Here is an 11,353-nt window from a genome sequence, read left to right as displayed (position 1 = left end):
CAACCTTGTCCAACTCCCCCGAGAGTCAAGCGTGTTCAGCCATCTCAGCATGCCGGACGCCTGTTGTGGAGCGGAATCCGGGCGCCGATACAGGTCCGGGCCGGTCATGTGACGAGGGTGTTGTACGGCACCGCTCCTCGCCGTGGCGGTGGTCGGTCCGTGCACCCTCCCCGTACCGCCGACCGGCCCCGTACACCACCCGTACGGCCCCGCGCCGACTGCGCCTGGGCGTGGACGGTGGTCGGCTGGGGGGTGACCGCGCCCGTCCGCAGGCGCGCCCGCCCGGTCAGGGAGCCCACATGCCGGTCGACCCGTCCGCCAGCGTGAGCGCGACGACCGGGGTGGATCCGGCCGCCGGGAAGGTGTCGTCCGGGGGCGTCGCGGCCGAGTGCGCGGGGGCCTCGCGTGCCGCGCTGCCCGGCGGGGGTCCTGGTGGGGGTTCAGGCGGGGGCGGCGCCTCCGGGGCGCGGACCGTCGGTGGGGCGCCCCGCGTGCCCCGGGTGTTGCTGCGGGGAGCCGTGCCCGACCCGTACCCCTTCTACCGCACCCTCCGCGAGCGTTCCCCCCTCGCCTACGAGCCCGTCCTCGGGGTCTGGCTCGTCAGCCGGTACGACGACGTCTCCCTCGCGCTCACCGACCCCCGCTTCACCCAGGGGCACCGGCCCGGCGACCCGGACTGCGCCGCCCATCCCGTACTGCCGGAGCGCGGGCTCGGGGAGGTCGTCGAGCGCACCGCGTACGTGCTCGCGCGGCGCATCGCCGGGCGGGGGCGGGCCGACCTCGTGGAGGAGTTCTGCCGGTGGCTGCCCGCCGGGGCGCTCGCGACCGCCGTCGGCGGCGCCTGCCGGGACGGCCGCGACCTGTCCCGTCTTGTACGGCGCCGCGCCGAGACCGCTCCGGCGGGACCCTGCGCCTCCCGTACCGCCGTCCGCGAGACGGCCCTCGCCTCGTTCCTCGCCAACGTGCTGGGGGAGCCCGGCCTGTGCGCGCTCCTGCGCGAACGGCCCGCCCTGATCCCGCAGGCCTGGGCCGAGTCCCTGCGGCGCGACCCGCCGGTGCAGGTCGTGCTGCGGCGTACCTCCGCCGAGGTCGAGGTGACCGGCGGCACCCTCCCGGCCGGCGCCCAGGTCGCCTGCCTCATCGGGGCGGCCGGCCGGGACCCCGACCGTTTCCGGGACCCCGACCGCTTCGACCTGGCACGGACCGACCCCGGCCAGCTCACCTTCGGCACCGGCTCCTGCCCCGCCGTACTGCTCGCGGGCCTGGAGGCGGAACACGGCCTGCGGGCCCTGCTGGCGGCGATGCCCGCACTGCGCTGGGCGGACGGCTTCAGGCCCGTCCCGGCCGGACTGATCGTCAGGGCCCCACGGACCCTGCTCGTCAGCCCCGGCGGCGAGCGCGTGTCCGCGAAGGGAGCCGTTCGTCTGTAGGCCGGACGCCGCGGTCCACGCCCTGCTGGCGAACGGCGCCACTTACGGACACGCCCTAGGGGTCGTCTTCAAAGCTGTTTGTGCGATGCGGGATTATGGCGGGTGTGGTGCGTCGTCATGAGTTGTCGGATGTTGAGTGGGCTGTGTTGTCGCGGTTGTTGCCGAGTTCGGGGACGGCTGGTCGGCCCCGGTCGGATGACCGGGTGGTGCTGAACGGGATCGTGTGGAAGCTGCGGACCGGTTCGGCCTGGCGGGACGTGCCGGAGCGTTACGGTTCCTGGCAGACCTTGTACACGCGTTTCCGCAGGTGGGCGCTGGACGGAACCTTCTCCCGCATGCTGAAGGCGATCCAGGCGGAGAGGGACGCGGCGGGTGACATCGACTGGCTGGTGTCGGTGGACTCCACGATCGTGCGGGCCCACCAGCACGCGACCGGTGGGAAAAGGGGGCTGCCGACCGGGACGAAGCGGGTGATCACGCCCTCGGCCGATCCCGTGGAGGACTGAGCACCAAGGTCCACCTGGCCTGCGACGGACACGGCCGGCCCCTCGCCTTCGTCCTGACCGGCGGCAACACCAACGACTGCACCCGCTTCGAAGACGTCCTGGACGCCATCCGTGTTCCGCGCACCGGCCCGGGACGTCCCCGCACCCGACCCGACCACGTCATCGCCGACAAGGGCTACAGCTCTCGCAAGATCCGCGCCTACCTGCGCAGACGCGGTATCGGGCACACCATCCCCGAACGCATCGACCAGGCCACAGGCCGCCTGCGCAAAGGCTCACGCGGCGGCCGCCCACCCACATTCGACAGGAGGGTCTACCGGCTCCGCAACGTCGTCGAACGATGCTTCAACCGACTCAAGCAATGGCGCGGCCTGGCCACCCGCTACGACAAAACCCGCGAGTCCTACCAAGCCACCGTCACCATCGCCTCCATCTTCCTCTGGATATGACCTTTGAAGACGACCCCTAGGACCGCACCGTCCTCAGCAGCGCCACCGGACGGTCCGCGAACAGTTCCGACACGAGCACCGGTACGCCGCCTTCGAACTCCCGCGCCGGGGACGCCAGCGCGTCCGACCAGCGGCCGGGTGGCAGGACCAGTTCCGTGTCGGACCAGCCGCCCGCCTCCGCCAGCCGCAGCGGGAGCCGGGTCACCGCCGTGACCACCTCGCCCGAGCGGCAGAACGCCAGGCAGTGACCGGCGGCCCGGCCGCTCGCCTCCAGGGGGACGTACGTCCCCGACGCGCCGAAGACCTCCGGGCGCTCCCGGCGCAGCCCCAGGGCCGCCGTCGTGACCACCGTCTTCTCGTCGGGCGGCCCGGTCCTGAACGGCGCCCGGTTGTCCGGGTCCACCAGGGCCACGTACTCCCGCTCCGTGCCCTGGTACAGGTCGGGGACGCCCGGCATCGTCAGGTGCACCAGCGCCGCGCCCAGCGCGCTCGCCCGTACGTACGGGCCGAGCGTGCGCGTGAACGCCGCGACCGTCCGCCGCGCCGGACCGGCCGGCCCCGCCTCCACGAAGTCCGTCACCGCGCGCTCGTACAGCGGGTCGCCCTCCGTCCAGTTGGTGTGCAGCCCGGCCTCCCGTACGGACTTGAGCAGCGCGGGAACCATCCGCGAGCCGTCCGGCCAGGACGCCTCCGCCGCCTCCACGTCCCCGGCCGCCGCCGTCTCCGGATCGGTGCCGAAGCCCCGCCGGGCCCCGTCGCCCTCCTCCAGGATCTCGCCCGCCGGCGTGAACCCCACCGCCGTCTGCCACGCCTGCCACGCCATCTGCGGATCCGGCGCCGCCACCCCCGTCACCCGCTCCAGCAGGTCGCCCCACCGCTCCGGGCACTCGGACAGGACCGCGATCCCGGCCCGTACGTCCGCGCTGCGCTTCGTGTCGTGCGTGGTCAGTACGGTCCCGGTCGTCGGCCAGTCCCGCGCCAGCCGGGCGCAGTACGCGTGGAACCGCTCCGGGCTCACCGCCGGATCGCCCGGATCGCCGCCCACCTCGTTCGCCGAGATCAGCGGCACATAGCGGTAGAACGCCGTGTCCTCCACGGACTTGGCGCGCAGCGCCGACGACGTCTGGGCGAAGCGCGCGCAGAACGCCACGTGGTCGGGGCCCGTACCGAGCCGGCCGAGCGCCAGCTCCCGTACCACGTCCACCGCCGACGACTCCCTCGGCACCACGAAGGCCGCCTTCACCTGCCGTACCGCCTCGTCGGAGACCGCCGCCTCCGCGGCGTCGGGGCTCGGGCCGCCCGCCGTCGTGTACGGGCGGTAGACCGGCACCCGGACGAGCAGCTCGCGGATCGCCGTGCGCAGCGCCCACGGAGCGTGGTCCCGCAGGGCGGGATCGGCGGCGCAGATTCGTTCCGCCGCCCGGCCGAGGAACGCGGTCTCGGCGGCCAGTTCATGGATGACCACCTTGTACGCGGCCCGGCGCACCGTCCCTTCCCAGTACCCGCCCCGGTCCCCGGCCGGCGCGGCCACCGTGCGGTACAGGTCCTCCAGCGCCCGCGCGCCCACCGGGTCGGTGAAGACCCCGTCGATCCGGTGCAGCGCGTCGTAGCCGGTGGTCCCGGCGACGGGCCAGCTCGCGGGGAGCGGCTCCTCGCCGGTGAGGATCTTCTCCACGACCGTCCAGCAGTCGCCCCCCGTCGCCTCGTCCAGCCGGCGCAGGTACTCCTCCGGGTCGGCGAGCCCGTCCGGGTGGTCGATCCGCAGCCCGTCCACGACGCCGTCCCGTACCAGCTCCAGGATCTTCGCGTGGGTCGCGTCGAACACCTCCGGGTCCTCGACCCGTACCCCGATCAGCTCGGAGATGGTGAAGAACCGCCGGTAGTTGAGTTCCGTACGGGCCAGCCGCCACCACGCGAGCCGGTAGTGCTGACGGTCCAGCAGCTCGGGCAGCGGCAGCCCCTCGGTGCCCGCCGCCAGCGGGAAGCGCTGCTCGCCGTGGCACAGCTGCCCGTCCTCGACGCGCAGCTCGCCCGCGGCCAGCTCGTCGCCGACCGGGCCCGGCAGGACGGGCAGCAGCACCTTGCCGTCACCGGCGTCCCAGTCGATGTCGAACCAGCGGGCGTACGGCGAGTCGCGGCCCTCGCGCAGCACCTCCCACAGGGCCTTGTTGTGCCGGGGCGCGGTGGCCATGTGGTTGGGGACGATGTCGAGTACGATCCCGAGGCCGTACTCGTGGGCCCGGCCGGCCAGCCGCCGCAGGCCGTCCTCACCGCCCAGCTCCGCGCGTACGGTCGAGTGGTCGACGACGTCGTAGCCGTGCGCCGAGCCGGGAACGGCCTCCAGCACCGGCGAGAGGTGCAGGTGCGAGACGCCGAGCGCGGCGAGGTAGGGCACGGCTTTGGCCGCCGCCGAGAAGGGGAAGTCCGGCTGGAGCTGGAGCCGGTAGGTCGCGGTGGGCGTCATACGATCGTACGTACCCCGGTTCTGGGCTTCTGTGTCATCACCGTCACCGGCTCATGCGTACGGCCGGACGACGGGCCCGGTGGGGTCTCCGCGATCACCCGGCCGCCGTAGAGCCTACGGCTTGTGGACGTACGGCGTGGTGATGCTCAGCTGTACGAATCCCAACCGGTGGAGGATCGGGCGGCTGTCGTCGGAGGCGTCGACCTGGAGGTAGGGGTAGCCGCGCGCGGCGGCGATCCGGGCCCGGTGGGCCACCAGCGCCCGGTAGATGCCCTTTCCGCGCCACGCCTCGGCCGTACCGCCGCCCCAGAGCCCGGCGAACTCCTTGCCGGGCGGCAGCTCCATGCGTGCCGCGCTCACCGGTACGTCCCCCGCCATCGCGACCACGGCGACCACCTCGTCGGGGGTCTCGGTGAGCTGGGCGAGGAGCCGCTGCCTGAGCCATCCGCCGTCCGAGCCGAACGCCTGCTCGTGGACGGCCGCCATCAGTTCCACCCCGGCGGCGTCCGTCACGGGGACGAGCCGTACGCCTTCGGGCAGCTCGGCCGGGGCCGTCAGTGCCGCCGCTTCCGCGACCATCAGGGCCTCGGCGGGCTCGGGGACAAAACCGGCCGCCAGGAGAAGGTCCGGGAGGGCGGCCGGCCGGTCGTGGCTGTAGTGCTTCCACTCGAACTCGCGGCCGAGCGCGGTGAAGTGCGCCACCTGCGCGGCGACGGCCGCCGGAGCCGACTCCTCGTCCAGGTCCGACCAGAGGATGCCGTTCCAGTCGTGCGGGCCGCCGCTCTGCCGTACCACCGCGCCGGTGTGCCCGACCCCGCCGGTGCGCTCGACGACCGTGCCGGAGTTGTCGGACGCGGCGTCCCGGCGCATGCGCCGGTCGAACAGAGTCAGTACCTCTTCGTGATCCATCCGGTCACGAGAACACCGCGAGGCGGCGGGGGCAACCGCATTAAGCCCCCACCGCCCCGCCCGGCGTCACTCCGGGTGTTCCAGGACCGTCACGCCGGGCGCTTCAGGACCGTCAGGCTGCGGCCGATCATCGTGATCCGCTCACCGCCGTCGACCTTCTCGCCCTGCCCCGGAGGCACTCCCTCCGGCCGGCCCGTGTCGACCATGACCTGCCACTGCCGCCCGTGGTTCACCGGAACCACGAACTCCAGCTCCTCCGCGCTCGCGTTGAACATCAGCAGGAACGAGTCGTCCGAGATCCGCTCACCGCGCGGCCCCGGCTCCGAGATCGCGTGCCCGTTCAGGAAGACCGTCATGGCCTTGGCGTGGGCCGCCTGCCAGTCCTCCTGCGTCATCTCGCCGCCCTCCGGCGTGAACCACGAGATGTCGGACAGGTCGTCGTGCGTGCCCTCCACCGGACGGCCGTGGAAGAAGCGCCGCCGCCGGAAGACCGGATGGTCGCGCCGCAGCCACACCATGGCCCGGGTGAATTCGAGCATCGTACGGTCGGTCTCCGCGCCCGGCTCCGGCCAGCGGACCCAGGAGACCTCGTTGTCCTGGCAGTACGCGTTGTTGTTGCCGCCCTGCGTCCGCGAGAACTCGTCACCGTGGCTCAGCATCGGCACGCCCTGCGACAGCATCAGCGTCGCGATGAAATTGCGCATCTGGCGGTTGCGCAGCTCGATGATCTCCGGATCGTCGGTCTCGCCCTCCACCCCGCAGTTCCAGGACCGGTTGTGGCTCTCGCCGTCCCGGTTGTCCTCACCGTTGGCCTCGTTGTGCTTGTCGTTGTACGACACCATGTCGTGCAGGGTGAAGCCGTCGTGGCAGGTGGTGAAGTTGATGGAGGCCAGCGGCCGGCGCCCGTCGTCCTGGTAGAGGTCGGACGAACCGGTGAGCCGGCCGGCGAACTCCGCCAGCGTCCTCGGCTCGCCCCGCCACAGGTCCCGTACGGTGTCGCGGTACTTGCCGTTCCACTCCGTCCACAGCGGCGGGAAGTTCCCCACCTGGTAGCCGCCCTCGCCGACGTCCCAGGGCTCGGCGATCAGCTTCACCTGGCTCACCACCGGGTCCTGCTGCACCAGGTCGAAGAACGACGACAGCCGGTCCACCTCGTGGAACTGGCGGGCAAGGGTCGCCGCCAGGTCGAAGCGGAACCCGTCGACGTGCATCTCGGTCACCCAGTACCGCAGCGAGTCCATGATCAGCTGGAGCACGTGCGGACTGCGCATCAGCAGGGAGTTCCCGGTCCCCGTGGTGTCCGTGTAGTAGCGCTGGTCCTCGGAGAGCCGGTAGTACTGCGCGTTGTCCAGGCCCCTGAAGGAGAGCGTCGGGCCGAGGTGGTTGCCCTCCGCCGTGTGGTTGTAGACGACGTCGAGGATGACCTCGATGCCCGCCTGGTGCAGTGCCTTGACCGCCTGCTTGAACTCCAGGACCTGTTCGCCCCGGTCGCCCCAGGAGGCGTACGTGTTGTGCGGGGCGAAGAAGCCGATCGTGTTGTAGCCCCAGTAGTTCGCGAGACCGGCGTCCACAAGACGGTGGTCGTTGACGAACTGGTGGACCGGCATCAGCTCCAGCGCCGTCACGCCCAGTTCCGTCAGGTGCTCGATCACCGCCGGGTGGGCCAGCCCCGCGTACGTGCCGCGCAGTTCCTCGGGCAGCTCCGGGTGGAGCATGGTGAGGCCCTTGACGTGGGCCTCGTACAGGACCGTCTTGTGGTACTCGGTCCTCGGGAGCCGGTCGTCGCCCCAGTCGAAGTACGGGTTGACGACGACGGAGGTCATCGTGTGGGGCGCGGAGTCCATGTCGTTGCGCGAGTCGGGCTTCCCGAAGTGGTAGCCGTACACCGACTCGTCCCACTCGACGGCTCCGCTGATCGCACGGGCGTACGGGTCGAGGAGCAGCTTGGCGGAGTTGCAGCGCTGCCCCCGCTCCGGTTCGTACGGTCCGTGCACCCGGAAGCCGTACCGCTGTCCGGGCATGATGCCCGGCAGGTAGGCGTGCCGGACGAAGGCGTCGCTCTCGCGCAGTTCCACCGCCGTTTCTGAACCGTCGTCGTGCAGCAGGCACAACTCGATCCGGTCGGCGGCCTCGGAGTAGACCGCGAAGTTGGTGCCGGCGCCGTCGTACGTGGCGCCGAGGGGATACGTCTGTCCCGGCCAGACCTGCATAGATACAACTCTTCCATTTCTGATCCGGGTGCTGCGGGTCACTTGAAGACAGATCTTCCCCGAAAGTCGCGTTACCACCTAGGAACCGGGTGGATTCTTGCCCGAGTCAACGTGGCGTTCCGCACCGTCGCCCGGATCGCGGACCCCGGTTCCCGGGCGTCGCCGTCCCGCCGGGACGGTGACGGGGGAGGTGCGCACCGGGCGCAATGCCTATGAATCATCTCACTCCGTCAGATCTTGCCGACGGGAACGGCCCACCTGATCAAGGGAGTTGGCAAACCGGCCTGTCCATCGGGCTGCACCGGCTCCCGTCGGCGGAGTAACCTTCCTTGATCGTTGAAGGGGAGATGAAGGCGGTGCGCGGGTGAGCTCGGGAGGCCTGGAGCTACCCCCCGGTGACGCGAGTCACGAGGGGGAGTCCGGCGACATCCCGCCCGGGGCGGTCTCCCTGGCGAGACCGATGGAGATCGGGGCGGAGCTGGACTGGGGCGCGGAGGCCTGGAGTGAGGTCCGCACCCGCGCACAGCGGGCGGGGCGCGCCTACATCTGGCTGAACCTGGTCGAGCAGCGGCTGCGCTCCGTCGTAGCCGCGGTGCTGAGGCCCATCTACGAACCGGTGCACGGCGAGGAGTGGGTGGTGGCCGCCGCGGGGCCCGCCGGGCAGGAGTGGGTGCAGCGGGCGGTGGCCGTACGGGAGGTGTCGCGGCGCAAGGGATATCTCCTGGACCCGGCCGACGACAACGTCCTGAGCTTCCTCACGCTCCCGCAGCTGCGGGAGCTGATGGTCCAGCACTGGCCCTGCTTCGAGCCGTACTTCGACGACCGGCGTGACGTGGAACTGGCCCTGGACGAGCTGGAGGTCGCGCGGAACGTCGTCTCGCGCAACCGGGCGCTCTCCGAGACGGTCCTCGCGCAGGCGGAGCGGGCCTCGGCCCGGCTGCTGGAGATCCTGGGCGGGGGCGCCGGGATCCCCTCGACGGCGCGGCTGCGGGTCGACGCGGTGGAGGACCTGGTCGGCGACCGGTACGCGGACGTGGTCTCCGTCCATCCCGACCGGGTACGGCTCCAGCGCCAGATCCCGGCGGAGGACCTGTTCGGCGGGGCCCGGCGCGTCGACGCCATCGGGATAGGCCTGAACCTGCTGGTGCAGAACTTCTCCGGGCGCCGGCTGATCCGGCTCGCCGAGTCGGGCTGCCGGATACGGCTGGTCTTCCTCAACCCGGCGAGCAGCGCGGTCAAGCGGCGCGAGCGCGAACTGGGCCTGCGGAAGGGCGAGCTGAGCCGCACGGTCGAGATGAACATCCTGCACATGCGGCGGGTGCGCTCCAAGCTCCGCGACCCGGGCGCCTTCGAGATCCACGTCTTCGACGAGACCCCGCGCTTCACCGCCTACCTGGTGGACGGCGACGGCCCCGACGGCCTCGCCGTGGTCCAGTCGTACCTGCGCCGCGCCCGCGGCATGGAGGCCCCGGTCCTGGTCCTGCGGGGCGGCGGCCGCGAGGTGGTACGCGCGGGCCAGGAGCAGGAACACGGCCTCTTCCAGACGTACCGCGAGGAGTTCGAGTCGGTCTGGGCAGACTCGCGCCCGGTGTCCTGAGCCGCGCGGACCCCGCCGGACAGACCCTTGGGGCCCCTGGTGCCCGATGCGTTGTCAGTGGCGGGTGGCAGGGTGGTGGTTCGACGGGGGAAGCGCCGACATGGGGGAAGCGCCACCGCTTGACGAGGGAGGGATCACGATGACTTGGCATGGGGAGCCGCTGGTCGCGTTCGACCTGGAGACCACCGGCACGGACATCGAGAGTGATCGCATTGTCACCGCCGCGCTGGTGAGGCTGGAGCCGGACGGGCGCGTCGGCGAGGAGCGGACGTGGCTGCTCGACCCGGGGATCTCCATCCCCGAGCAGGCGTCGGCGATCCACGGCATCTCCACGGACCGGGCGCGCACGTACGGGGTGGCCGCCGCGCCGGCGGTCGAGGAGATCACGGAGGCGGTGGCGCGGGTGTTCCGGTCGGGCATACCGCTGGTGGTGATGAACGCGCGGTACGACCTGTCGCTGCTGGATCGGGAGTGCCGGAGGTACGGGATCGAGCCGCTCGTGGCGCGGTTGGGGGTGGACCCCTCGCCGGTCATCGACCCGCTGGTGCTCGACAAGCACGCGGACCAGTACCGCAAGGGCAAGCGCACGCTCCAGGCGCTCTGCGCGCACTACGGTGTGGAGTTGGCGGACGCGCACGACGCCCGGGCGGACGCCGTGGCGGCGGCGCGCGCGGCACGCCGTATGGGCGAGAGGCATCCCTCCATAGGAAGCGTTCCGCTCGCGGACCTGCACGCGCTCCAAGTGCGCGCGGCGGCCGAGCAGTCCGCCTCGCTCCAGAGCTATCTGCGGCGTACGTCGAATCCGTCGGCGTACATCGAGCCGTCCTGGCCGCTCGTCCCGCACGGCGCGCGCGTGGGCTGACCGGCCCTCAGAAGGGGTACCAGCGGACCTCGGGGTCCCCGTCCCGCAGCGAGGCGACCCGGCGGCGGAACTCCTCCGCCGCCCTGGGGTTGGCCGGGGCGTGCTGCGCCACCCACGCGCAGCTGGCGGTCTCGCGGGCACCGCGCAGGACCGTCCAGCCCGGCCAGTCGCGCACGTCCCAGCCGTACGTGGAGGTGAAGGTGTCGTACGCGTCGGGCGCCAGGCCGTACCGGTCCCTGGACAGGGCCATCACCACCAGGTCGTGCTCCCGCAGGTCCGCCGAGAAGGTCTCCAGGTCGACCAGGACCGGGCCGTCCGGGCCGACATGGACGTTGCGCGGGAGCGCGTCGCCGTGGATCGGGCCCGGCGGGAGCTGCGGGACGAGGGCCGCCGACGCGTCGGCGAAGCCGTCCCTGCGCTCCCGCAGGAAAGCGGCGTCGGCCGGGTCGACGGCGTCGCCCGCGAGCCGCAGCCAGCGCTCCACCCCGCCGAGCAACTCACGGCGGGGGAGGGCGAAGGCGGGCGCGGGCAGGGCGTGGACCGCGCGCAGCAGGGACGCCAGATCGGCGGGGCCCGCCGGGCGTGCGGCGTCGGGCAGCCGGTGCCAGACGGTCACCGGGTGGCCGTCGACGGCACGGGCCTCCGGCTCCGCCGCCCGTACCGCCGGAATGCCGCACTTCGCCAGCCAGGACGCGAGGGAGACCTCCCGCCGCGCCCGGTCCAGCAGTTCGGGCTCGCGCGTGGCGTCCCGGCCGACCTTGACGACCAGGTCACCGGCCGCGAACACCGCGTTCTCGCCGAAGGCCAGCAGTTCCGCGTCGCGGGGCAGCCCCGCCGCGGCCAGGATGTCCCGTGCTCGTGCCTCGTCCATGAATCCTTCGATCTCCTCGCTCCGGCCGCCGTCACGGTCAGCCCGACCGGCAAGT

Annotated in this window: 8 protein-coding genes; 4 read left to right on the top strand and 4 right to left on the bottom strand. The window is 72.2% G+C overall.

Annotated elements, in window-relative coordinates:
* Positions 1-299: 299 nt before the first annotated feature.
* Together OG349_RS07210 and OG349_RS07205 are read left to right on the top strand one after the other, a co-directional pair.
* Complete coding sequence (locus OG349_RS07210; RefSeq protein ID WP_327233806.1) at positions 300-1,430, top strand: cytochrome P450; 1,131 nt, start codon at positions 300-302, stop codon at positions 1,428-1,430.
* A gap of 107 nt (positions 1,431-1,537) precedes the next feature.
* A protein-coding gene (locus tag OG349_RS07205; RefSeq protein WP_442806354.1) for an IS5 family transposase occupies positions 1,538-2,385 on the top strand; the annotation gives its coding sequence in 2 pieces (ribosomal slippage) (positions 1,538-1,885 and positions 1,888-2,385; 846 coding nt in all).
* Positions 2,386-2,401: 16 nt separating this feature from the next.
* Here the strand turns inward: OG349_RS07205 and treY are convergent.
* The 3 genes from treY to glgX all read right to left on the bottom strand — a co-directional run bounded on the left by treY (position 2,402) and on the right by glgX (position 7,968).
* Entirely contained in the window at positions 2,402-4,849 is a 2,448-nt protein-coding gene (treY, locus tag OG349_RS07200) for a malto-oligosyltrehalose synthase (RefSeq protein ID WP_327233805.1), read from the bottom strand.
* 114 nt (positions 4,850-4,963) lie between these two features.
* Positions 4,964-5,758 carry a GNAT family N-acetyltransferase gene (locus OG349_RS07195; RefSeq protein ID WP_327233804.1) on the bottom strand — a complete coding sequence of 265 codons (795 nt, stop codon included), beginning with the start codon at positions 5,756-5,758 and terminating at the stop codon, positions 4,964-4,966.
* An 89-nt stretch (positions 5,759-5,847) separates the two neighbouring features.
* Positions 5,848-7,968 carry a glycogen debranching protein GlgX gene (gene glgX / locus OG349_RS07190; RefSeq protein ID WP_327233803.1) on the bottom strand — a complete coding sequence of 707 codons (2,121 nt, stop codon included), beginning with the start codon at positions 7,966-7,968 and terminating at the stop codon, positions 5,848-5,850.
* A 364-nt stretch (positions 7,969-8,332) separates the two neighbouring features.
* Between glgX and OG349_RS07185 the strand changes: the two genes are divergently transcribed.
* Both OG349_RS07185 and OG349_RS07180 read left to right on the top strand, forming a co-directional pair.
* Complete coding sequence (locus tag OG349_RS07185; RefSeq protein ID WP_161309942.1) at positions 8,333-9,565, top strand: SAV2148 family HEPN domain-containing protein; 1,233 nt, start codon at positions 8,333-8,335, stop codon at positions 9,563-9,565.
* A 139-nt stretch (positions 9,566-9,704) separates the two neighbouring features.
* A complete protein-coding gene (locus OG349_RS07180; RefSeq protein ID WP_327233802.1) occupies positions 9,705-10,427 on the top strand; it encodes a 3'-5' exonuclease in 723 nt (240 codons plus the stop codon).
* A 7-nt stretch (positions 10,428-10,434) separates the two neighbouring features.
* On the opposite strand, the gene OG349_RS07175 is transcribed toward OG349_RS07180, so the two are convergent.
* Positions 10,435-11,298 carry a phosphotransferase enzyme family protein gene (locus OG349_RS07175; RefSeq protein WP_327233801.1) on the bottom strand — a complete coding sequence of 288 codons (864 nt, stop codon included), beginning with the start codon at positions 11,296-11,298 and terminating at the stop codon, positions 10,435-10,437.
* Positions 11,299-11,353 lie beyond the last annotated feature (55 nt).

This window comes from Streptomyces sp. NBC_01317, from assembly GCF_035961655.1.
Taxonomy (GTDB): Bacteria; Actinomycetota; Actinomycetes; order Streptomycetales; family Streptomycetaceae; genus Streptomyces.
Note: the sequence above shows the minus strand (reverse complement) of the source record. Positions and strands in the feature narration are given on the sequence as shown.